The 24038-nt window shown below is 55.5% G+C and carries 20 protein-coding genes; 4 read left to right on the top strand and 16 right to left on the bottom strand.

The features are described 5' to 3' along the window. Positions 1-170: 170 nt before the first annotated feature. From V3851_RS20100 to uvrB, 5 genes are all read right to left on the bottom strand, one after another. A complete protein-coding gene (locus tag V3851_RS20100) occupies positions 171-380 on the bottom strand; it encodes a DUF2759 family protein (RefSeq protein WP_331848349.1) in 210 nt (69 codons plus the stop codon). 415 nt (positions 381-795) lie between these two features. Then, on the bottom strand, positions 796-1146 hold the full coding sequence (locus tag V3851_RS20095) for a type II toxin-antitoxin system PemK/MazF family toxin (RefSeq protein ID WP_331848348.1): 351 nt from the start codon (positions 1144-1146) through the stop codon (positions 796-798). Next, positions 1136-1342, bottom strand: coding sequence for a DUF2281 domain-containing protein (locus V3851_RS20090; protein ID WP_331848347.1), 207 nt, complete (start codon positions 1340-1342; stop codon positions 1136-1138). Before V3851_RS20090 ends, V3851_RS20095 begins: the two co-directional genes overlap by 11 nt. A gap of 118 nt (positions 1343-1460) precedes the next feature. After that, entirely contained in the window at positions 1461-4319 is a 2859-nt protein-coding gene (gene uvrA / locus V3851_RS20085) for an excinuclease ABC subunit UvrA (protein WP_331848346.1), read from the bottom strand. 20 nt (positions 4320-4339) lie between these two features. Further along, positions 4340-6331 carry an excinuclease ABC subunit UvrB gene (gene uvrB, locus V3851_RS20080; RefSeq protein WP_331848345.1) on the bottom strand — a complete coding sequence of 664 codons (1992 nt, stop codon included), beginning with the start codon at positions 6329-6331 and terminating at the stop codon, positions 4340-4342. A gap of 169 nt (positions 6332-6500) precedes the next feature. Between uvrB and V3851_RS20075 the strand changes: the two genes are divergently transcribed. Together V3851_RS20075 and V3851_RS20070 are read left to right on the top strand one after the other, a co-directional pair. Then, positions 6501-7298, top strand: a complete 798-nt coding sequence (locus V3851_RS20075) for a flagellar motor protein (protein WP_331848387.1) — start codon at positions 6501-6503, stop codon at positions 7296-7298. Further along, on the top strand, positions 7295-8167 hold the full coding sequence (locus tag V3851_RS20070) for a flagellar motor protein MotB (protein WP_331848344.1): 873 nt from the start codon (positions 7295-7297) through the stop codon (positions 8165-8167). Before V3851_RS20075 ends, V3851_RS20070 begins: the two co-directional genes overlap by 4 nt. A 73-nt stretch (positions 8168-8240) precedes the next feature. On the opposite strand, the gene V3851_RS20065 is transcribed toward V3851_RS20070, so the two are convergent. From V3851_RS20065 to ftsE, 6 genes are all read right to left on the bottom strand, one after another. Beyond that, positions 8241-8768 (bottom strand): nitroreductase family protein, encoded by a 528-nt coding sequence (locus V3851_RS20065; protein WP_331848343.1) that lies wholly within the window; start codon positions 8766-8768, stop codon positions 8241-8243. A gap of 190 nt (positions 8769-8958) precedes the next feature. Continuing rightward, entirely contained in the window at positions 8959-10281 is a 1323-nt protein-coding gene (locus V3851_RS20060) for a PDZ domain-containing protein (RefSeq protein WP_331848342.1), read from the bottom strand. Between the two features lie 72 nt (positions 10282-10353). Then, positions 10354-11820, bottom strand: a complete 1467-nt coding sequence (locus V3851_RS20055; RefSeq protein WP_331848341.1) for a S41 family peptidase — start codon at positions 11818-11820, stop codon at positions 10354-10356. Positions 11821-11955: 135 nt separating this feature from the next. Then, on the bottom strand, positions 11956-13170 hold the full coding sequence (locus tag V3851_RS20050) for a murein hydrolase activator EnvC family protein (RefSeq protein ID WP_331848340.1): 1215 nt from the start codon (positions 13168-13170) through the stop codon (positions 11956-11958). A 41-nt stretch (positions 13171-13211) separates the two neighbouring features. Next, positions 13212-14126, bottom strand: a complete 915-nt coding sequence (gene ftsX / locus V3851_RS20045) for a permease-like cell division protein FtsX (protein ID WP_331848339.1) — start codon at positions 14124-14126, stop codon at positions 13212-13214. After that, entirely contained in the window at positions 14116-14802 is a 687-nt protein-coding gene (gene ftsE / locus V3851_RS20040) for a cell division ATP-binding protein FtsE (protein WP_331848338.1), read from the bottom strand. Before ftsE ends, ftsX begins: the two co-directional genes overlap by 11 nt. Before the next feature lie 271 nt (positions 14803-15073). On the opposite strand from ftsE, the gene V3851_RS20035 reads away from it, so the two are divergent. Next, entirely contained in the window at positions 15074-16627 is a 1554-nt protein-coding gene (locus V3851_RS20035) for a VanW family protein (protein WP_331848337.1), read from the top strand. A 651-nt stretch (positions 16628-17278) separates the two neighbouring features. Here V3851_RS20035 and V3851_RS20030 read toward each other — a convergent pair. Further along, complete coding sequence (locus V3851_RS20030) at positions 17279-17944, bottom strand: DNA-binding response regulator (protein ID WP_331848336.1); 666 nt, start codon at positions 17942-17944, stop codon at positions 17279-17281. A 427-nt stretch (positions 17945-18371) separates the two neighbouring features. On the opposite strand from V3851_RS20030, the gene V3851_RS20025 reads away from it, so the two are divergent. After that, positions 18372-19745 (top strand): CynX/NimT family MFS transporter, encoded by a 1374-nt coding sequence (locus tag V3851_RS20025; protein ID WP_331848335.1) that lies wholly within the window; start codon positions 18372-18374, stop codon positions 19743-19745. Here V3851_RS20025 and V3851_RS20020 read toward each other — a convergent pair. The 4 genes from V3851_RS20020 to V3851_RS20005 form a co-directional block, all read right to left on the bottom strand. After that, a complete protein-coding gene (locus tag V3851_RS20020) occupies positions 19740-20435 on the bottom strand; it encodes a hypothetical protein (protein WP_331848334.1) in 696 nt (231 codons plus the stop codon). The genes V3851_RS20025 and V3851_RS20020 overlap by 6 nt on opposite strands. Positions 20436-20476: 41 nt before the next feature. Next, positions 20477-21202 carry a hypothetical protein gene (locus V3851_RS20015; RefSeq protein WP_331848333.1) on the bottom strand — a complete coding sequence of 242 codons (726 nt, stop codon included), beginning with the start codon at positions 21200-21202 and terminating at the stop codon, positions 20477-20479. Next, positions 21203-21844 (bottom strand): YhbD family protein, encoded by a 642-nt coding sequence (locus V3851_RS20010; protein WP_331848332.1) that lies wholly within the window; start codon positions 21842-21844, stop codon positions 21203-21205. A 148-nt stretch (positions 21845-21992) separates the two neighbouring features. Continuing rightward, entirely contained in the window at positions 21993-23990 is a 1998-nt protein-coding gene (locus V3851_RS20005) for a methyl-accepting chemotaxis protein (RefSeq protein WP_331848331.1), read from the bottom strand. Positions 23991-24038: the final 48 nt, after the last annotated feature.

The following is a 24038-nucleotide window of genomic DNA, read 5'->3' as shown; positions in this document are numbered from 1 at the left end:
ATTGGAACCTCTTGAATCGCCGAAACCTTTGGAACTTCTAGCTACACTGTACACCTATAACCTTTTCACACGCGCAAAAAGACACCCCATCCCTCACCCGGAACAAAGTGCCTTTTCCGTACCCGCTTCCATCCTACGCTCGATCATCGATGCAATAAGCTATACGCGAATTAACTGAACCACGCCTGGATCATAGCCGCATCGGACGCCAAAAACACCAGCAGGCTGAAAATGCCGAACCCGATCGCGAACAGATTTTTTTTCGGACGCTCCTTCAGCAGTCGGATAACCCCGATCAGGATGACAATCGTAAACAAAATCATAAAAATATCAAACCCGTTAAAGGTCGTCGATACTTCCCCTGCCGCAGCGAGTAACATAGCATGCCCTCCTCGATTAAGTTCACGGTTTTTTCCATCTTCCTCTATGTTAGCTTCTCATTAAAGCGGATGCAAGCAAAATGACAAGAAATTGTTGAATTTTTCTTCTTTTATGTTAAGTAATTCATATCTTATTCATTCATCATCAAATCCACAATTGCTCTACGTAAAAAGACTGTATCCCACATATGGACAAACACAAAAAATGTCCACCCGAAAGGTGGACATTCGGGGTATTATCACCCGTGTGGAAAATAATCTATATGTTGTGCCTCCACTAAACCACATTCACTACATTTTGAATCAGTACACCCCGGAGCGATCTATCTCCTGCAGCGGAACTGTCCATTTCTCAAAAGACAAAACCCCAAGAAAAATCCGCCATTCACGGACAATTTATAATCATACCTATTGGTTAAGCCCCTAAAATTGAGAAAAGCTCATATAATCTGGCCCTTACTTGACTCATCTTTTCGGAAGAGATTTGCCCGAAGCTCTTGATCACAATATTATCCGAAAATGTATAGATTTTATCTACCCGAATGCCCGATTCAACCTTAAGTTGTCCCTTAACTAGATCACTTTCTGAAATCTGTATTAAGTAATCCCTTTCGGCGATATTCGAGGTAATCGCAGCGACGACAATATCCTTGTGCGATTGATTATACTCGGTATTAGATAGTACAAGAACAGGGCGTTTTTTAGTTGACGAAAGATCACTGTAAGGAAACGGAATAAGTAAGATCTCCCCCTGACTATACATCATTCCAAACCTCGTCATCCACCGGATTATCCCAAAAATCCATGCTTGTGACGCTAACCTTTTCAAGCTCGCGAATTTCCACTTCTTCCCGTTTCATTTTTAGATACCTGATAAAATCGTATACTTCTCTAGCATCCTGATCCGGGATAGTATCAATTAATTTTTTTAAATCCTCCTTATTAACACTCAACGCGAACACCCACCTTCGTGTTAAATCTGGTTTACATTATACCACAGTTATAAGAAAAGTCCGCAGCACCCCCACCATGGCTCTGGCGAGGTACTCCGGACTCTTGCAAACTTGAGACTATGAGCGACTATGAGCGAACCCGCAATTCCTCCGTCCGCTTCGTGTCGCGCTCCAGGATGGGGGCGAGGTAGCGGCCGGTGTAGGACTCTTCCACTTTGACGATTTGCTCCGGCGTGCCGCTGGCGATGATCGTGCCGCCGCCGCTGCCGCCTTCGGGGCCGAGATCGATGATATAGTCGGCCGTCTTGATGACGTCGAGGTTATGCTCGATCACGAGCACAGTGTCGCCGGAATCGACCAGCCGATGCAGCACTTTCAGCAGACGGTCGATATCGTCCACATGGAGCCCTGTCGTCGGTTCGTCCAAGATGTAGATCGTTCTGCCCGTGCTGCGCCGGTACAGCTCGGAAGCAAGCTTGACGCGCTGCGCTTCGCCGCCGGACAACGTGGTCGCGGGTTGTCCCAGCGTCACGTAGCCGAGACCCACATCAAGCAAGGTTTGCAGCTTGCGGTGAATTTTCGGGATATTCTCGAAGAAATGCGTCGCATCCTCGATGGTCATCTCCAGCAAATCCGCAATGCTCTTGTTTTTGTATTTGACTTCGAGCGTTTCCCGGTTATACCGTTTGCCTTTGCAAATCTCGCAAGGCACATAAACATCCGGCAGGAAGTGCATTTCGATCTTGATGATCCCGTCGCCCTTGCAGGCTTCACAGCGTCCGCCCTTGATATTGAAGCTGAACCGGCCCTTCTTGTAGCCGCGAAGCTTCGCCTCGTTCGTTTGCGCGTACAAATCGCGGATATCGTCGAATACGCCGGTATACGTCGCCGGGTTGGAGCGCGGCGTACGGCCGATCGGCGACTGGTCGATGTCGACCACCTTGTCTACATGCTCCAGCCCCTTCATCTCGCGATATTGTCCCGGACGCGTTTTGGCGCGGTTCAGGTCCCGGGCCAACGTTTTGTATAGGATTTCATTGACCAGTGTCGATTTGCCGGACCCGGATACGCCCGTCACCGCCGTAAAGACCCCGATCGGGAACTTCACGTTGATGTTCTTCAGGTTGTTTTCCTTCGCGCCCTTGACCTCCAGCCAGCGGCCGTCCGGTTTGCGCCGCTCCCCGGGTACCTCGATAAACTTCCGTCCGCTTAAATATTGTCCGGTCAGTGATTTCGGATCGTCCATGATTTCCTGCGGAGTTCCTTGCGAAATGACCTGTCCGCCGTGAATCCCCGCTCCGGGGCCGATATCGATGATATGATCGGCGGCCAGCATGGTGTCCTCGTCATGCTCGACGACAATCAGCGTATTGCCTTGATCCCGCATATGCGCGAGGGTCGAGATGAGACGGTCGTTATCCCGCTGATGCAGCCCGATGCTCGGCTCGTCGAGAATGTACAGCACGCCCATCAGACTTGACCCGATCTGCGTCGCGAGCCGGATCCGCTGGGCTTCGCCGCCGGATAGCGTTCCGGCCGCCCGGCTCAAGGTCAAATACTCGAGCCCGACATTCACCAGAAAGCCCAGCCGGCTGTGAATCTCTTTCAGAATCAGTTGGGCGATGGCCGCTTCCTTCTCGCTCAATACCAGATTGTCGAAGAACTTCGTCGCTTCGCCGATCGACAGATCCGTCACGTGCGCCATATTCTCGCCGTTGATGGTTACCGCCAGAACTTCCTTCTTCAAACGGTGGCCTTTGCAGGTTTCGCACGGCTTCGAGCCCATGAACTGCTCGATGAATTCACGAATGCCTTCCGATCCGGTTTCCCGGTACCGCCGCTCCAGGTTGGGGATAATCCCTTCAAAAGTAACATAAGCGTCTTTACTTACGCCAAAATCGTTCTGATACCGGAACCGGATCTTGGTGGACCCGGTGCCGTAAAGGAGTATGTCCATCTGGTCTTTGGTCAGTTCCGAGACAGGCACATCCTGCGGAATATCATAATGCTCGCACACCGACCGCAGAAACTGCGGATAATAGTTGGACATCCCGCCGGCCCAGGCTTCAAATGCGCCTTCTTCAATACTCTTGCCGGGATCGGGAACCAGCAGGTCCGGGTCGATGATCATCTTCATGCCGAGACCGTCGCAGTCCGGACAAGCCCCGAACGGGCTGTTGAACGAGAACATCCGCGGCGACAGCTCATCGATGCTGAAGCCGCAGATCGGACAGGCGTAGTTGGAGCTGAACCGCAGCTCCTCTTGGCCGATGATATCGACAAGCAGTTGTCCGCCGGACATCTTGAGCGCCGTCTCGATGGAGTCGGCCAGCCGGCTGCGGGCGTCCTCCTTGACGATGATCCGGTCGACGATGACCTCGATGGAGTGCTTCTTGTTCTTCTCCAGCTCGATATTTTCCGACAGGTCCCGCTGCTCGCCGTCGACGCGGACGCGCACAAAGCCCTGCTTGGCAATTTCGGCAAACAGGCTCTTGTGCTCCCCCTTCTTGCCGGAAATCACCGGGGCCAGGATTTGCAGTTTCGTCCGCTCGGGATACTGCATGATCCGGTCCACCATTTGCTCGACCGTCTGGGACGTGATCTCAATCCCGTGCTCGGGGCAGTGGGGATGGCCGACGCGGGCGAACAGCAGGCGCAAATAATCGTAAATTTCCGTGACCGTGCCGACCGTCGAACGCGGGTTGCGGCTGGTCGTCTTCTGGTCGATCGAGATTGCGGGCGACAGCCCCTCGATGGAATCAACGTCCGGCTTCTCCATTTGGCCCAGGAACATCCGGGCATAAGAGGACAAGGATTCCACGTACCGGCGCTGTCCTTCCGCATAAATCGTATCGAAAGCCAAGGAAGATTTCCCCGAGCCGCTTAAGCCCGTCAGGACGACAAAACGGTCGCGCGGAATCGTAATGTCGATGTTTTTCAGATTGTGCGCTCTGGCGCCTTTGATGACGATATTTTCGCTAGCCACTAGGTTTCAACTCCCAACTCTTATTCCGCCCGCAATTCCAGAATCGCGTCGCGGAGCTCCGCGGCCCGTTCGAACTGGAGGTTCTTGGCGGCATCTTTCATCTCTATTTCCAAACGCCCGATCATGGCCTCGCGGTCGCGCTTGGACATCTTGCCCTTGGCGTCCGCCAGATAATCGTTCTTGCTCTCGGCCACACGGGTCGCTTCGATGACATCGTGCACTTTCTTGCGGATCGTTTGCGGCGTAATTCCATGTTTCTCATTATAAGCGATCTGGATGCTGCGCCGCCGTTCGGTCTCCTTGATCGCCTTGTCCATCGACTCGGTTATACCGTCGCCGTACATCAGCACGCGCCCGTCCGAGTTCCGCGCCGCCCGGCCGATCGTCTGGATCAGCGACCGCTCGGAGCGCAGGAATCCTTCCTTATCCGCATCGAGGATCGCCACCAGCGAAACTTCGGGCAGGTCCAGACCTTCCCGCAGGAGGTTGATCCCGATCAGCACATGGAAGGTGCCGAGCCGCAGGTCGCGCAAGATGCTCATCCGCTCCAGCGTTTTGATATCCGAATGCAGATAGCGGACTTTAATACCGACCTCTTTCAGATAGTCGGTTAAATCCTCCGCCATCTTCTTGGTCAGCGTCGTCACCAGCACCCGTTCGTCCTTGGCGATCCGGTCGTTGATCTCGCCGATCAGGTCGTCGATCTGCCCCTTCGTCGGGCGCAGCTCGATCACCGGATCCAGCAGGCCTGTCGGCCGGATAATCTGCTCGACCATCGTGTTGCAATGCTCGAGTTCATACGGTCCCGGCGTCGCCGATACGAAAATCATCTGCCCCGCCTTCTCCTCGAACTCCTCGAACCGCAGCGGCCGGTTGTCGAGCGCCGACGGCAAGCGGAAGCCGTGGTCGACGAGTACGTTCTTGCGCGCTTGGTCCCCGTTGTACATCGCCCGGATTTGCGGCAGCGTCACATGGGATTCGTCGATTACGATCAGCATATCTTCGGGAAAATAGTCCAGCAGCGTGTACGGCGTCGCGCCGCGCTCGCGGAATGTCAGCGGTCCGGAGTAATTCTCGATCCCCGAACAGAAGCCGAGCTCCTTCATCATTTCGATATCGTACCGGGTGCGCTGCTCCAGGCGCTGCGCTTCCAGCAGCTTGCCCTCGGCTCGGAAATACGCCAGCCGCTCTTCCAGCTCCCGCTCGATATTTTCCAACGCGACTCTCATTGTCTCTTCCTGGGTGACAAAGTGAGAGGCCGGAAAGATGGCGACATGGTCGCGTTCTCCGACCAATTCGCCGGTCAGCACGTCGATCTCGGTTATCCGTTCGATTTCGTCGCCGAAAAATTCGATCCGGACCGCCTGTTCCCCCTTGGAAGCCGGGAAAATTTCCAGGACATCGCCCCGGACCCGGAACGTACCGCGCACGAAATTGATGTCGTTCCGCTGGTACTGGATATCGACCAGACGGCTCAAGATCTGATTCCGCGGCTTCTCCATTCCGACCCGCAGCGACAGCACCATGCTGCCGTATTCCATTGGCGAACCGAGGCCGTAAATACAAGACACGCTCGCCACGATAATAACGTCCCGCCGTTCGAACAGCGCGCTCGTCGCGGAGTGTCTCAATTTATCGATTTCTTCATTAATGCTGGAGTCTTTCTCGATATAAGTGTCCGAGGATGGAATGTAGGCTTCCGGCTGGTAGTAATCATAGTAGCTGACGAAGTAATCAACGGAGTTGTTGGGGAAAAATTCCCTGAATTCGCTGGCCAGCTGCGCCGCCAACGTTTTATTATGAGCGATGACCAGTGTAGGCCGGCCGAGCTTGGCGATCGTATGGGCGATCGTGAAGGTCTTCCCGGTGCCCGTGGCGCCCAGCAGGGTCTGGTGCTTTTTACCCATTTTTACGCCTTCCACCAATTGGTCGATCGCCTTCGGCTGGTCGCCCTGCGGCGTATATTCGGAGATTAGCTCGAATTTATTGTTGCTGAAGACAATATCACTCATTGTCCAACATCACCCTTATCGTCTAAAATGGAAATTGTACATCTATATATCAACGAGAACCTTGCATTCCGACATTTGTAAAATAAGAATGGATGTTCCCATTGATTATAACCCTTTTATGTTCAGGATGCAAACAGAACGTCGCAGAATAGGAGTTGTCATGAAACGGATGGATATCACAACAATCCTTGGACTTATCATCGGGCTTGCCGCCTTGATCGGCGGCTTTATTTGGGAGGGCGGGGAGCTCGGCGGACTGGCTCAGATCGCGGCGGCGCTCATCGTCTTCGGCGGCACGGTCGCCGCGGTCATGATCAGCTTTCCTTTGGCCAAATTGAAGACCATTCCCCGGGCGCTGAAGCTGGCCTTTACCTCGAAACCGCACGATGCGGACAAGCTGATCGAGGATATCGTGGGCATGTCGATGATTTCGCGACGCCAAGGCGTGTTAGCGTTGGAAAAGTCGGCCGAGGAGCATGGGGATCCCTTTTTGCGGGAAGGCATTCAGCTGGTCGTCGACGGTACGGAACAAAGCATGGTCAAGCAAATCATGGAACTGGAGATCGACGCCGTTCAGAATAAATATGAAGGGTATGCGAAAATATTCGAATCGGCCGGCGGATATGCGCCGACGATGGGGATTATCGGTACGGTGATGGGGCTGATTCATGTGCTCGGCAGCCTGACCGAGCCGACCGCGCTGGGGCCTTCCATCGCCCTGGCCTTTACGGCTACTCTATACGGGGTGGCCAGCGCCAACCTGATCTTTCTGCCCATCGCCGCCAAGATCAAAGGGCGGGGGGAAGATGAAGCCGAACGGATGGAAATGATGCTGGAAGGCATCCTTTCCCTGCAAAACGGGGATCATCCGCTGCTCGTCCGGCGCAAGCTGGAATCGTTCACGGCGGATGCGCGCCGGGACCTCGCGCCGCAAGCCCCCGCTGCCGGGGAGACGGAAAGCCTATGAGCCGGAGAGACCGAGCCGGGCGGCGAGGCCGGCGTCCGAGGCTCATCAAAGACACGAATGACCGGTGGATGATCACCTATGCCGACCTCATCACGCTGCTGCTGATTTTTTTCGTCGTCATGTATGCCATGAGCCGCGTGGATGTGGAGAAATACAAAGTCGTCACTCAGTCGCTTCAGCTTACTTTCGGCAGCGGCGACTCCATCCTGGAGGACGGAAATAGCATCCTCGACACCGAAAAAGGGCATGAGTCGCCGTTAGCGGAAGAAGACGGGAGCCATGATGCGGGACAGGCTATCAGCAACGGGGAGAACGGCGTGACGGATGACGATCCGCAGAGCGAAAGCGGCGGCGATCCGGAGCAAAAGCCGCTGACCGAGCGGGAGCTGGCCTTCCGTAAACAGGAAGAAGAACTGCAAAATCTGATGAACCGGATTGAAACGTATATCAAGGACAACCAGCTGGAGGACCAGATCAAAGTCGCCGATCTGCCCAAGGGGATTTCGATCACGCTAAGCGACCGGTTTCTGTTCGATACCGGCAAAGCCGATCTGAAGGCGGGCTCCGCCAAAACGCTGTCCAAGCTGGCCAGCCTGTTCAGCCAGCTCGATACCGTGATCAGCATCGAAGGGCACACGGACAATCAGCCGATCGTCCGGGCCTCCGAGTACAAGGACAACTGGGAGTTGTCGGGCGCACGCGCTTTGTCCGTCCTGCGGTATTTCCTCGACAAGGAAAAGCTCGACCCGCAGGGCTTCCAATACGCCGGCTATGCCGACACCCGGCCCGCGGCCGACAACACCACCGCGGAAGGCCGGCAGAAAAACCGCCGCGTCGAAATTACCGTGCTGCGGCAATTGCAGCAATAACGGCAATAGAGCAAAACACCGTTCCAACGCAAGCTGTTGCTTACGTGGAACGGTGTTTTTTGGGTCGGCCGGTTTATTTTTGATAACGATTCGTATGAAATACTTCTTGGAGCGGGTAAAGCTCTTTAGAGGCAGGCTCGGCAGCCGGGTATCCGAGACCGATAATCGCAACTACGCGGAGCTTGGCGGGGATATTCAATATGTCCCGGACATAATTTTCCCGCTGAAGCGACTCGGCCGCATCCTCCGAATGATATACCGCTCCCCATGCGGCCCCTAAGCCTAATGACGTTGCCGTCAGCCACAAGAAGCCGCCGGCGATCGACGCGTCCTGCAGCCAGTATTTGCTGAGCTCTTCATTGCCGACAATGACGATTCCCGCCGCGGCCCCTTCCAGCCAGCGCACATAAGGCGTGGTCTTGCTCAATTGCGACAACAGCGGCCGATCCGTAACGAGTATAAATTCGCGCGAGGGCAAATTATTGCCTGCCGGAGCTTTATACAGCGCCGTGATTAGCTTCTCCAATTCGCCTTCCGGTATCGGCGCATCCTTGAATTCGGTAATTTCCCGCCGCGCTTCAATGGCCGATAATACGTCCATTTGCATCCCTCCAATTAGTATTAATTATTAATTCCGTAAAAGCCAATGTCTTTACTAATTATATACTATTTACGAGTGCAGAGGGGGAAAACCAGGGGGAACAACAAAAATAGCAGCCAAAGGTTGGCCGCTATCCCTAAACACGATGCGATGCGCCTGTTCGTCCGGCGCAGGTCCGCCCGTTTGCGCTCTAGCGGGCGGCGTCGTTCACGCCCGCCTCGCCGGAGGCGGCGGGCTTCCCGGCCGCGCGCGCACGCCCGCGCGCGGAGCTGCGCGGGCGCAGCAGCTGCAGCAGCGAGAGCGGCTGCAGCCTGACCGCCGCCGGCGCCTGCTCGTCCGGCGCCAGAATCGCGCCGAGCTGATGGTGCTCGCCGGCGTAAATCGCGCGCTGGAGGAATTTGCTCTCGCCCGCGAGATTGCGGACCTCCAGCTTGCAGAACGCCGACTGGGTGCGCAGCGCCGCGTGCAGCTCCTCCTTCGTCGGCACCGGCACGCCGTTCACGCGGACGATGGACTCGCCGGCCTGGATGCCGAGCTCCTCCGCCGGGCTTCCCGGCAGCACTGCCAGCACCTTCAGTCCGCCCTGCGGGTGGACAAACAGCGGGCTCTTCTGCTGCTCCTCGAACCGGCTGAACCAGACCAGGCCTTCGTGCAGCAGGAAGGCGGCCAGTGCGGCGAGCAGCGTAAGCGGGGTCCACCAGTACGCGAGCAGCGCCAGCGCGATGATGATGACCCCGTAGGCCAGCAGCCGCACCGATGAAACCCGCGCCTTCGCCTTCGGCAGCATGCCGGTCGTCGACTCCGCGAAGCCGATCACGATCGGCAGTGCCATCAGGGCGAACCCGCCCTGCCAGGCATCCCCGCCGAACAGCGGCGTCCAGGGCAGCACGCCGCCCGTCGTCTCGGCGGGGATCAGCAGCAGCAGCGGAACCGGCCAGAGGCTCTGCATCTGGTAGCCGCCGACCAGCCTCCCGCGCTTGCCCTCATAAAAGAGCGGCCCGGCGAAGGAAGCCCCCTGCCAGCGGACAAGCAGCCCTTCGGCCAAATGAAGCAGGCCGACCAGGCACAGCAGGGCGGGAATATTCAGTTCCCGCACGGCGCGGACCGCTTCCGCCAGCCAGCCGCTCCCGGCGAAATCCGGGAACAGGTTGAGTGCGAACTGGACGACACCCAGGAGTCCGATCGAATAAGCCAGGCACAAATAGCGGACGCGAATCAGCAGCAGCAGGATCGTTGCGGCCCAGATACATAAAATTCCTTCTACAGTCAGCGTCATCCCGACAAACGCCGAAACCAGCGAAACGCCGATACCCGCGAGCAGCCCGCCCAGCACCGTGCGCCAGGTCTGGGCCAGCCAGCCGTGCAGTTTAACATGGAACAGCTTCCGCTCCAGCAGAACTTGTCTGCGATAAAGCAGCATAATAACAATAATCGAAATATAATAAAACGGCTGCAGGAAGAGCTGAGCTACCGCCTCCGTTACTTTCCACAATCCTTCAAGCAAGAGATCCATACCGGCTCACGCTCCCGTTCCTGTGATATCGTTTGACCGAGCAGAAAAAAAGAAGGCTAAATAGCAGCCTTCTTATTCCTTCGACACCGGTGCGGCGATTTCCTTCCGGATGACCTCGATTGCCCGGTTCATTTGATTATCGTTTTTCGGATCGCGGATTTGCTCGACCAGACTGGCTTCAAGCGCCTCCGCCGTTTTGGCGTCCAGAACTCCCGTCGCCTCGAGTTTATGGTCGGTTTGGAACTTCTTCAGCGCGGTTTCCGTAGCTTTGCTGAAGTATCCGTCGCTGCGGCCCGTCTCGTAACCGAGGCCCTGCAGCATGGTTTGAGCGCTTTTGATATCATCGCCAAGCATATCGTATTTGTAGGTCTTCTCTTTATTAATCGGGGCTACCGAGAAATAGTCCGGCTGAGCTACCGGAACATCCGGCTCGATCCCCTTCTTGTGAATCCATTCGCCGTTTGGCGTCAGCCATTTGGCGATCGTCACCTTAAGCAGGCTGCCGTCGCCGAACTCGCGGCTGAAGCTCGTTTGCACCGTGCCTTTGCCGTAAGTGGCTTCGCCGATCAGCTTGGCGTTCGCCGACTCCTGTAGCGCGCCGGCCAAAATTTCCGATGCGCTGGCGCTGCCCTTGTTGGTGATGACCGCGATCGGGTAGCTTTTGCCGGAGCCCTGGGACAAAGTCTGCTCCCGCTGCTTGTTTTTGTCCTCGACCTGTACGATCCCCTTGCCCTTCGGCACGAATTGCTCCGCCATATCGACCACGATCTGGAGCACCCCGCCGGGGTTGTTGCGCACGTCGATGACAAGCCCCTTCATGCCCTGCTTCTCGAGATTGGCCAGCTCCTGTTTGAACCGCTCGGCCGTATTCATCGAGAATTCGGTCACTTCAATGACGCCGACCTTGCCCTCTTCCATCCGGGCATAGACCGTTTCCAGCGCGATATCGTCGCGGATAATCGTATACTCGAGCGTCGTCGCGGTGCCCGCGCGCTTGACTTTGATTTTGGCCTCGGTGCCTTTGGGCCCGCGAATTTTCGCGACCGCTTCATTCAGGCTCAGTCCCTCGAACGATTCCCCGTTCACCGACAGCAAAATATCCTTCGGCTTGATCCCGGCCCTTTCCGCCGGGGAGCCCTTAATCGGCGATACAACGACCACGTTGCCGTTCTCCATGGATACTTCCGCTCCGATTCCGGTAAACGAGCCTTCAATCTGCTCGGAGAATTGTTGGGCGGTCTCCGGACCCATGTACGAGGAGAAAGGATCGCCGAGCGCATTCATCATCCCGTCGATCGCGCCGTCGACCAGCTTCTGCCGGTCCACGCCCTCCACATAATTTTTTTGGACCAGTTCCAGCGCAGTTTCGATCTTTTTGATTCCTTCTTTGGAACTCGTCCCTGCCGTATCGGCAAAAATGCCGCTGCGCAGCGGCCCCGTATCCGCCGAACTCCATTGACCGGTCAAGGTCAAGGTGAGCAAGCTGCCGAACACCATCGCCACGACCACAAGCAAAGCTACTGTACGTTTCTTATACATGAATTCACCGCCTATGTTTGTCTATTAAGTATATGTCCCGTGTCCGCAGAATATTAAATAAACCCTCCATGAACGAAAAACGGACAGCCCGTCTGTTACGGACGGCTATCCGTTTCTATCGGCAAATTTATTTTATTATAAATATGGCATCGGGTCTACCGGGCTGCCGTTAATCCGTACTTCAAAGTGGCAATGCGGACCGGTCGAATTGCCGGTGCTGCCGACTTCGGCGATTTTCTCGCCTTTCTTTACCTTCTGGCCCTTCTCCACTTTGATTCCGCCGTTGCGGATATGGCCGTACAGCGTCCAGACATTGTTCCCGTGGTCGATGATGACCGTGTTGCCGTATCCGCTCCACCATTCGGCGACGATAACCACGCCGCCTTCGGCCGCATGGATATCCGTCCCTTGCGGAGCCGCCAGGTCGACGCCGGTGTGCGTCTTCTTCACGCCGGTAATCGGATGAATGCGTGTGCCGTAATTCGAGGACAGGCGGGCGCCGTCGACGGGAACCTGCATCGAGCCGCCGCTGCCTTTGAATCCGCCGGAAGAGCTGCTCTTTTTGTAAGCATAGACTTGCGCCGCTTTCAGCTTGTTCTTCTCTTTTTCCAAGGCCGCCCGTTTGGTTGCCAGTTCGACGAGCAGCTTCTCCTGCTCTTCGCTGATATCGTCCGACTCCTCGATTTCATCGGAATATTGGGCGATGAGCTGCTGTTTCTCGTTCTCTTTCTCTTCCAGGATGCTCTTTCGCTCTTCCGCGTCGGCATACAAGGTTTTGATCTTGGCGTACTCGTCTTCCAACTGCTGCTGCTGCTCTACCAGGAGCTCCTTATCCTGCTTGTGCTCCTCCAGCAAAATATGATCCTGATTGGCGATCGCTTGCAGCGAATCGGCCCGTTCCAGGAAGTCGGTGAAGCTCGTCGACGATAAGAGCACGTCCAAATAAGACACGGCCCCATCGGTATACATCAGCCGGACCCGCGAATCGAGCAGGTCCGAACGCTCTTCGATCCGCGCCTTCGTCTCGTCCAGCTTGGTCGCGGTTTCGCGCAGGCTTTGTTCCGTATTTTCAATATCAAGGGAGATTTTGGCCAGCTCGTTGCTGACGATATCCATCTGTTCCATCACTTGTTTTAAATAGTTGGTGTTCTTGTTGACGTAATGCTGGGCCGTCTGTTTCTTTTGCTCGGCCTTTTCCTGCTGGGATTTGGCCTGCTTGGCCTGTTCCTGAAGCTGTTTCAATTCCTTATCGATCTCGCTGATCGTTTTCGATTTGGCATAACCTTCTGTAGGCTGGAAGATCGCAGCGGTTAAAGCGACGACGGCAACAACGGATATCCACTTTTTCAACTTCGTTTCCCCATCCTTCTTTTTTGGTTGCTTCAATTGAATTAGACTTTCAAAAATTTGCGGATCGACATGGTGCTGCCCCAGATCCCGATCAGAAGTCCGAGAGCGAGCAGCAGACCCGAAATAGGTAAACCGATCTCGTTCACGGGAATCAAATGAAAGGCGAGCGTAATGTCCGATTTCACCGAATCGACCAGTTCCTTGTACCCGAAAAACAGCACGCCGACGGTAATGATCGAACCGATAAACCCGATCAGGGCACCCTCGACGAAGAACGGCCACCTGATGAACGAATTCGTCGCCCCCACCAGCTTCATAATGCCGATCTCCCGGCGGCGGGCCAGGATCGTGACGCGGATCGTATTCGAAATCAGGAACATCGCCATCAGGCCCAACCCGGCCACAAAAGCAAAGCCGATGTTGCGGACCATTCTCGTAATTTTGAACAATTTCTCGGTGGTCCCTTGGCCATAATTTACTTTATAGATCGGATTATTCTGATATTTCTCGTTAAGAGCGCTGATTTTGCCGGCCACATAAGGTACGGTGGTAGGTTCGATTACCTCGACCTTCAGCGTGTCGGGAATCGGGTTGGTCGTCTCGTCGTACCCTTCCAGTAAATCCTTGCCTTCCTCCCCGAGCTTTTCCCTGAAATCCTTGAGCCCTTCGGCCTTCGGAATCAAGGTTACCCGGCTTACTTCCTCCATCATCCCGATTTCGTTCTGCAGCTGCTCCCGCGTCGCGTCGTCGACATCCGAGGAAAGGTAGGCGCTGATCTGCACCTGGCTGTCGGCCTCATCGGCAAATGAATTGACATTGAGCACCAACAGTACAAACACGCCCAGAATGAACAAGGAAACGACGATCGATGTAACCGACGCTACCGACATCCAGCCGTTGCGAAGTACGTTTCTCGCGCCTTCCCGCAAGTGTCTGAGAAAGGTGTTAAAACTCATACCCGTAATCCCCTCTCAGCTGGTCTCTGACGATGTTGCCGTGTTCTATGGCGATGACGCGTTTGCGCATCGTATTGACGATCTCTTTGTTATGCGTTGCCATGACGATCGTGGTGCCGCGGAAATTGATCTCGTCGAGCAGCTGCATAATTCCCCATGAAGTCTCCGGGTCGAGGTTTCCGGTAGGCTCGTCCGCGATGATAACCGACGGATTGTTGACGATCGCCCGCGCGATCGCCACGCGCTGCTGTTCGCCGCCCGACAGCTGGGACGGATCGCGATTGGCTTTATTCTTGAGTCCGACGAGCTCAAGCACCTCCATCGTGCGCTTTTTGATGACCTTTTTGGGGGCTTCTATGACCTCCAGTGCAAAGGCGACATTCTCATAGGCGGTCAGCTTGGGCAATAGGCGAAAATCCTGAAAAATCACGCCGATATTTCGGCGGACATAGGGAATTTTGCGCTGCTTCAGCTTGCCGATATTAAAACCGTTGACGGAAATCTGCCCTTTTGTCGGCACTTCCTCCCGGTAAATAAGCTTCATAAAGGTCGATTTCCCCGCACCGGACGGTCCGACCAGGTATACAAACTCATTGCGGTCGATCTTGACCGAAACTCCTTTGAGCGCATGCGTTCCGTTCGGGTACGTCTTCCACACATCCTGCATTTCTATCACTTAATCACGTCCTAAACCTTGATTACAAACGCTAAGTTGTATCTCTGTATCTCTAAAAAAATACATTCGACATGTTCCTGCCAATTCCTTTAAAAGCCGAGTTATTTCATCAGTCCGATTCCTATTGTAACAAATATGTTACCTTTTGAGTACCCGAAAGTTTCCAGATTTTCATCATATATATGGTTGTACACAGTATTTTTCCAATCCGGCAGCGGGCAAAAGAGCCCGAATCCCCGAAATAAACGCCTTTGCAGAAAAGGAGAACGGTATGCGAATAAAAGGCCTGTCTCTGCTTATCTCTTGCTTGGACGGAATCGTTCTTGTACTGGCCCTCTATGCCGGGCTTTGGCTTTATGCGTCCCGCGATACCGTGCCTACCGGGACTTCGGTGGGCGGAATCGGGCTTGGCGGGCTGGAAGCCCGGCAGGCGTTGGAATTGCTCGATAAAACTATATCGGCGATGGAGCGGAGTGAAATTAGGCTCACCGCACCGGATTACGCTTTAAGTTCTGCCAATGGGGGTGCGGCGGAGGTCGGTCTGACCTGGAAACAAGCCGGGGTGTCCTGGGATGCGCCCGCGTTTCGTACGGAGTTGATGTCGCTTTCCGCCGGAAGTTTGTGGGAGCGTGCTTGGGCTCGTAAAAATTTTGCAAAATCCTGGGAGCTTCAGACGGCGTTTAACCCCGCCGTTTTGAAGCAAACATTGAGCCCCGCTTGGGAGAAACAGCATTTCGGCACGCCGGTGAATGCCGTCCGGACGATCGGGGAGGACGACGGCATCCGCTACCTGCCCGGGCGCCCGGCGCTGCGGATCGATTGGGACGCCCTCACCGTCCGGGTTCAGGCGGCGATACCGGGCGCAGCCGTTCCGGGTGGCGGCGCGGATGGCCCCGGCGGGGCCGCTGCGGGCCACGGTAGGGCCGCTGGCGCGGGCGGCGCGGGCCAAGGCAGTGGTGCGGCATGGCCCGCTGTAGCGGTGGAGCTGCCGCTCACGCAGGTGCAGCCGGGCGTCACGGTCGAGACCCTGAAGCGGGAGGGCATCGTCCGCAAAATCGCCGAATACTCGACCGGGCTGCAAACAAGCGGAGCCGGACGGCTGCACAATGTCGAGGCGGCGGCGCGCAGCATCGACGGCCTGGTGCTGGCGCCGGGCGGCGTCTTCGACTACGCCAAGGCCGTCGCGGCGGCCGAGCGCGACTACGGCTTCCGCGAAGCGCCGGTCATCTTCGGCGGCAAGCTCGTCCCGGGGGTGGGCGGCGGCATCTGCCAGGTGTCCAGCACGCTGTACAACGCCGCCCTGCTGGCCGGCCTTGAGATGGTGGAGCGGCGCAACCACACTCTGCCGGTCAGCTATGTGCCGCTCGGCCGGGACGCCACCTTCGCCGAAGGCTACATTAATTTCCGCTTCAAAAACACCAGCGAACATCATCTGCTCATCTCGGCCCGGGTTCGGGACGGCCGCCTCACGGTCAAGCTGTTCGGCGGCACGCCGGAGAGCGTCACCTACCGGATCGAGTCCCGGACGGTGGAGATCCTCCCGGCGCCGGACAAATTCGTCGTGAGCCCCGGCCTTCCGGAAGGAAGCCGGGAGGTTGTCCTTGCCGGCAAGCCCGGTTACGTCGTGGAGACGTACCGGACCAAATACGCCGGCGGTTCCCCCGCCGGCACCGCGCTGCTGTCGCGCGACACGTACCCGGCCCAGCCGAACGTCATCGCCGTCTCCGGCGGCAGCGGGGACGGCGCAGCGAACCCTCGCCCGCCATCAGCGAAGCCGTCCCCTCCGATTTTGGAGGACGGTATTGAAGGGCCAAAGCTGCCATGATTTGGCCAGCCCCGCCCTTCCCGCGCCCATCTCCGGTGACCGCCAGAAATAGCGGCATTTTAGGGCGCTATTTCTCCAAAGTACTGGATTTGTTCGAGAATAGTGTCCTAAAAGGACCTTATTCCAGTGAATCTTGACCAAAACGGCCCAATATAGCCTTCAATTCACATAATAAGGTCCAAAAGGGACGCTATTTCCCAGATTTCGGCTCAATATTGCAAAATAGCGCCCAAAATGGACCTTATCCCAGTGATTCCGGCCCAAAACGGCCTAATATGCCCTCGAATTCACGCAATAAGGTCCAAAAAAGGCTCTATTTCCCCGGTTTCGACTCAATATCGCAAAATAGCGTCCAAAACGGACCTTATTCCAGTGATTCCGGCCCAAAATGGCCTAATATGCCCTCCAATTCACACAATAAGGTCCAAAAGGGACGCTATTTCCCCGGTTTCGACCCAATCTCACTAAATAGCGCCCAAAATGGACCTTATCCCACTAACTCAGGCCCAAAACGCCTAATATGCCCTCCAATTCACACAATAAGGTCCAAAAAGGACGCTATTCCCCCTAATTCAGCTCAATTTCACTAAATAGCGCCCAAAATGGACCTTATCCTGCGACAGATGCACGGCTAGGGAGGAGCGAGCTTACTTAGAGTAGCAAGTCCTTCCCCTCCATACTCAGACAATAGGAACGAATGCGCTTCTCGCCACTGGCGGGTTGGATCCACCCTTTCCGGGCCAAGCTCTGGAGCAAAGCCCTAGCCTTTTTGCCTCCCACCCCCATCTGCTCGCGGATATCCCCCGGAGTCAGCGGCCTTCCGATGCGGAGGAATAGACGTATTACCTCCTTTTCAGTCCAGTCGATTCCTTCCGTCTGCCTTTGCTCGCCCAGCCATCTTCCCATAAACTGCTGGAGCTTTTGCTGACAGTAGCGCGGGGTGTCCTTTACATCATCGTAAGTAAAGCGCAGCACTTTCCAGCCGTCGATGATCAGATCGTTCTGGCGGCGGCAGTGGTCCGAGAACTGCGTGCGGCCAATATTTCTCCAATGCGGCCCGAAACCGTCAATTTCTATCGCCAGCCGCAAGTCCTTTGGAGTATAGGCATAATCGAGGTATCGGAAGCCGTCCTTAAAGTCGCTGATCTCATATTCCGGATGAAGATGCTCAAAATGTCCAAAAGCGGGCCACCATACCGTTTCCGCGAACAATCTTTCCGCATGCCCATGCCCTTCCTGCAATCTCCTTAAACCTTCCCCTTGTCTCGCCGCCAAATGACGGCTCATTAATGAAGCGTAAGCTTCCGCATATCCCATGGTTTCCCCCACTTTCTTCCCATATGGAAAATAAAAAACGCCGCTTGCCGGCGGATCGTAAGACCGATCCGGGCAAATGGCGTGTGCTTCACGACAATCGCGCAAATGACAACATGCTGCCGATTGCAGCAAGTTGTATATATTCACCATAATTCTACCGTATTTCTCCGATCGATGAAAACTATTTTCTAAAGCTATTGATTGAAAAAGTTTTCATATGATAAGGTGGAGCCACCTGACAAAGCATGTGAAGAACTTGAAAGCCAGCCCTCGGCTAACGATAAATTTATCGTTATTTCACAGATACAGATCATTCCGGTGAATTGAATAAGGCTATTTTGTATCGATATTTTATCGATATTGGTGGAGATCATATCTATATCTTGCATGATGTTCGGGAAAACCTGGAAAGGAACAGGCAGTGACCATGAAGCAAAATATCAACGCTCCGAATATGGAGCGAAAATCTAAAGTTTATACGAAACAGCGTTCTTCAAGCGAATTGAGTTTGGAAAAAAATGAGGCGCTGCCGCGCGGCGCGGCTAGCGCGCTGCTCGTTGTCGCGGTAATGCTGACCGCGTCGACGCTGCGGGCGCCGATTACCGGGGTCGGGACGCTGATCGGCGAAATACAGGCCGACACCGGCCTGTCGCATACATTCGCCGGCATGCTGACGACCCTCCCGCTGATCGCCTTCGCGGTGTTCTCCCTCGCCGCGCCCAAGCTGTCCGCACGGCTCGGCATGGAACGAACGCTGCTGTACAGCATGATTCTGATGACGGGCGGGATTTTGCTGCGTTCGCTGCCCACGGTTTCCGCCTTGTTCGGCGGGACGGCATTGATCGGCATCGCCATCGCGATCGCCAACGTGCTGGTGCCCGGCTTGATCAAGCGCGACTTCACGCTGCGGCTCGGATTGATGACGAGCCTCTATACGTCACTCATGAATTTGTGGTCCGCCGCTGCCTCCGGCATCAGCATGCCGCTCTCCCGCACCGCGCTGGGGTGGCGGGGAGCATTGACCTGCTGGTTCATACTCTCGGCAGTCACCGCCCTGGTCTGGTTGCCGCTGGCCCGGCGCCACCGTGTCTCGCGGGGACCTGCCGAAGGTGCCGCGGCGAACGGCCGCGGCGCTACCAGTGCCGGCTCTACCGCAGTTACCCCCGCAGCCGGGTCCGCATCCGGTCCTGCCGCCGAGTCCGCCGCAGACGGCACCCGCCGCTCCGGCACGGTCTGGCGGTCGGCCATCGCCTGGCAGGTGACGATTTTCATGGGTTTTCAATCCGTCATGTTCTATATCGGGGTATCCTGGCTGCCGGAGATCCTTCATGAGCAAGGCATGAGCATGGATAAGGCGGGTTGGATGCTGTCCTTGATGCAGCTCTTCAGCATGGCCGGCTCGTTCCTGATGCCGCTCATCGCATCGCGCATGCAGAGCCAAAAATGGCTCGCCGCCGGCTCCTCGGCCTTCTTCCTGGTCGGCTTCGGCGGGATATGGCTCGGCCCGGCGGCCCTGGCACCGCTGTTCATTACGCTGATCGGGCTCGGAAGCGGCACGACCTTCAGCCTGGTCATCCTCTTCTTCGCCCTGCGTACGCGCTCGTCCGAGCAAGCCTCCCAGTTGTCCGGGATGGCCCAATCGCTCGGCTACCTGCTGGCGGCGGTCGGCCCGACCCTGTTCGGCTTTATCCACGACTTGAGCGGGGGATGGGCCGCGCCGCTGGCCACGATCACCGCCGTCTCCGTGGCGACCATCCTGTTCGGCTATTCGGCCGGACGGAAGGGCCATATCGGATCATAACGGCGGATCGATCTTGACGCTTTGCCCGACTTCGGCTTGTTTATCCCGGTGGCACGCAATACTGTATTCCACAAGGCGAATCCGGCAGCCCGGCCCGATCGTCACATCGCCGCCGCGGACGATGTCGGCCTGCGTATTTTCCAACCGGATCACATCACCTTCGATGACGCTCGCTTCAAGCTCGGGGGTCTCTCCGAGCCTGATCCAAGGCGTCCATTTCTGCGCCATATGCGGGGCAATGTCAATGCTCGTACCCGCGATCTCTCCCGTTTTACTGCGGCCGATCATTCGCAGCTCCAACCTCTCCGCGTTAAGCATCCCTTCCGTCTGAATTCCGCCTTTGAGCCGTAATTGTTCCGCTTGTATTCCACGATTCGCGATCGTATTTCCAAATACATGGAGCTCTTCGCACGAAACGCTTCCCTTTGCCCGAATTTCGCCGGTCAGGCGCATCTTGGCGACATGCAGTTCCCCCTCGATCTCAAGATTCCCCGTTGTGCGTATACTATCGCTGCGCAAGCTGCCGTCAACCTTGGTATTCCCGGTGCATTTGAACGTACGGCAGTCCAGACTTCCGTGAATCTCCGCATCCCCCGTCACATGAACCTTTTGAAAAATGCCGCCGTTCGAAGAGCTTTCGCCGACGAGCCTCAAATCATGCAGATGTTCCTCCCGCTTGGAATCGTTCATTTATTTTCGCCTCCTATAATCAACCTGTTTCGGGTTTCCGGTTAAACCTGCTCCGCGCGGCCGACGGATGCACTCGGGTCGGCCTCATAACGATGCCGGTATTCTACGCGTCCGATCTCGCATCCCGGACCGATGATCACGGAATTGCCGCGGACGACATCCGCTTTGGTCTCCTCCAGTCTGATATCATCGCCTTCGATAACATCGGCGGTAAGACGTACCGCCAAAGCAGGCGACAAGAAAGCCAAAAGACTCCGGGCGCTTGCTTTTCTGCGGACCTGAATGCGTTCCCCGCCGATTTCTTTGGCCCGGCAAGCGCCGGCCATATAAATATCCAGCGTTCCAGCGTTCAGCATTTCCCCGATCTGAAAACCGCCGTGTACCTTGAAGGTCTCAAATTCGGCACTGCCTTCCAGCTTCATGCTTCCGTCAATCTCCATACGTTCGCCGGAGGCGCTGCCGGTAATCGTGAGTATACCGTTGATATCATTCTGTTCCACCCGCAAATCGCCGGCGATGTTCAGCATGCCGTCGATCCTGAGCTTTTTCCCGTACAACGGCCCCTCCGCCGAAGCTTTGCCGTTCATCCTGAACTCCTGAGCCCGCGCCGATCCCTTCAGCTTTAGGGTTCCGTTGGAAGTCAGCGAAACGCAATCCGTGTCCCCGTTCAACGTGGCGATTCCGTCCGTGCTGATCTTGCCGTAAGTGCCTCCGGCCGACTGGCCGATCCCGTTGATTTTCAAATTCCTTGCTTGCTGCTCATTCATTTAACCTTCACTCCCGCCCATCCGTAATTTCAACTCTTCCGTGCAGCGAGCCATGGACAGTTTCGCAACTGTCCGCGTTTCGTCGTCCACAAACATGCCGCCGTCCCCCGGTACCAGGAAGAATACAGGCACACCCATCTTTCTCGTCAGGCCTACGGCGCATTCCCGCCCGGTCTTCCCGGGAAAATATTTGTCCAATGTCCGGACCAAAAGCCGCCCTTCCTCCAAAGAAATATCCCCGCTGAGCAGCAACAAATCGAGCGCATAAACAACGAGAATTTTTTCGAAGCCAAGGATAGGCTGGTCTGTAATGTTTACAGTTTCAAGGTATAGATTCAAGGATGTTGAGGTAACAATGTTTCGTTCCAATAATTCTTCAACGCTTAGGCTCACCTCTCCCGGATTCGGCGAAAACACATCGGCCAAGTCGTCAAGCGACAGATCCTCCTTCATGTTCAGGATCCGATCTATGCGCTGCAGTATTTTTTCGCGCGGAAAAAAAGTTTCCTGTCCCGTGAATGACGACTTGCGGATAAACCACTGCTCCGGAATCAGGCTTTTCCGTTTCCAACGGTACAGTTGCCCATAGGAAATTCCGGTCAAGTCCAGCAGTTCTTTTTTGGAGATTAATTCTTCACTCATTTTGCTGCTCCTTTCTTACTCCACGAGTGTAACATAACATTGTTACTCGGTAAAGAAAGAGAATGATGGAACCCGGGATCTCCGTCAAAGATAAAAAATGCCGGTTACGTATCCTTAAAGACACGTAACCGGCACTTCCGGCTAACTCTTATAATTTAAAATGCTCGATTTGGGCATGCATGTCCGCCGCCATGCGGGCCAGTCCATTCGAAGCCGAGGAGATTTCCTCCATTGAAGCCAATTGCTCCTGCGTCGCCGCAGTTACGCTTTGGAAGGAGTCCAGGCTCTTCGAAGAGGTTTGGGAAATCTGCGCCACCGAATCGGCGATCTCGTCCGCACTGGCCGACATTTGTTCCGTAATCGCGGAAACCTCGTGAATCTGCTCGGCAATCCGCTTCGTCGATTTTTCGATTTGCCCGAAGGCGTTTTGGGCTTCCTCGGTGACCAGGATGCCGCGTTCCACGCTCTCGATCACCTGATGATTCATGACGTTAAACACTTTCCCCGCCAGCTCGACCATCTGTGAAATATTGTGCTGGATGCGCTCGGAAGTCTCTCTGGATTGCTCCGCCAGCTTCCGTACTTCCCCGGCCACCACCGCAAATCCCCGGCCTTCTTCGCCGGCTCTGGCCGCCTCGATGGCCGCGTTGAGCGCCAGCAGATTCGTCTGAACCGCTATATCGGTAATCGCGCTGCTCATTCCGGAAATTTGAGCGCTCAGCTCATCCATCTGACTCATCAAATCAGCCGATTCCCGGGTGGAGCGGTGAATCTCCTCCATTTGCCGCCCGACCAGGCCGACTTTTTCGCTGCCGAATTTTACGTCCTCCCCCGTCTGCACGGAGGACTCGACAATCGCCCCGGATGCCTCCGCGATTTTGCGGATGCCGAGCGACATTTCCTCCATCGTCTTCGCGCTTTCGACCGAAGCCGCGGCCTGGTTCTCCGCGCCGGTTGAGGCATCCTGCACCAGACCGACGACGTATTCGACTGTCTTGGCGTTCTGCTCGGTTCCGGCCGTCAGCTCCTCGCTGGATGCGGCAAGTTGCCCCGATATGTCGGAGATGCCCATAACCATCCGGCGGATCGAGCTAACCATCTCGTTGTAATTGCCGGCCAACTGCCCGATTTCGTCGCGTCTCTTGATGTCCACTTCCTCGTTCAAGTAACCTTCGCCTACCCGTTTCGCCGACAGATTCAGCTTCTCGATCGGCCGGGTCATGCTGCGGATGATGATGAACAGCAGGACGCCCGCCACAATGAGAGAGACGGCAAGCACGATCAGAGAAGTCCAAAAAATCGGCATCGACGCCTCGACGAACTCGTCCGTTGACAGGACGCCGACGATTTTGAAGCCGGTCAGCTCGTTCGTGGCGTAATATACGCTTTGAGGTTTGCCGGTGTCCGGGTTGTCATAATCGATGAATCCCGATTCGCCGCTTTGGATTTTCGTGATATGATCCCCGACGGCTTCGTCTCCGACCGCCCGGGTCGGATGGGATGTAAATTTATTGGTTCTGTCGATCATATAAACGTAGCCGCTGTTCCCAAGACGTATCCCCTTGACCATCTCATTGACATTGGCCAGGTTGAGCGAAACCGTGATCGCGCCCTCCCCGTCCGGCAAGGCACGGCTGATATAAAGATTGTAGTGTCCCGTCGTCGCCGATTTGAACGGATCGAGAATGACCGTTTGATCCGGAGCGGCCATCGTCGCCTTATACCAGTCTCTTTCCCTCGGATCGTAATCCTGCTTGCCCGGATCCGGCGCCTTCATCCATTCCCCGTTATTGTTTCCGACCACGATATTCTCCAGATCGGGATGGTTCTCGATAAACAAATCGAGATGCTTGCGCAATTCCGGCGATTTTGCGTCGATCTGCTTGGAGTCGATTTCCATCACCAATTGCTCCACGTTTCGGACCTCGGCTTCAACGATCTGATTCAGCGTGTTATTCAACAAATTGACGCTCGTTTTCGTGCTTTCGTTCATTTTTTCCTGCAGCTGGCCGCTTGAGCTGGTCAGACTTGAATAAGCGATGACCAGGTTGGGAACGATCAGCAAGATCATGAACAGACTAAGCATCCTGTTGCGAAGCGTTCTTATCTCCAGCAGGCTTCCAATACGCCTAATTATTGATTTCATAAATATACCTCCCCCTTGATTTGCCAACTATGTACCGAATATGTTGAA

Source organism: Paenibacillus haidiansis, assembly GCF_036553665.1.
GTDB classification, from domain to species: domain Bacteria; phylum Bacillota; class Bacilli; order Paenibacillales; family Paenibacillaceae; genus Fontibacillus; species Fontibacillus haidiansis.
The sequence above is the reverse complement of the archived record's forward strand: the minus strand, read 5'-3'. Positions and strand labels throughout refer to the sequence as shown.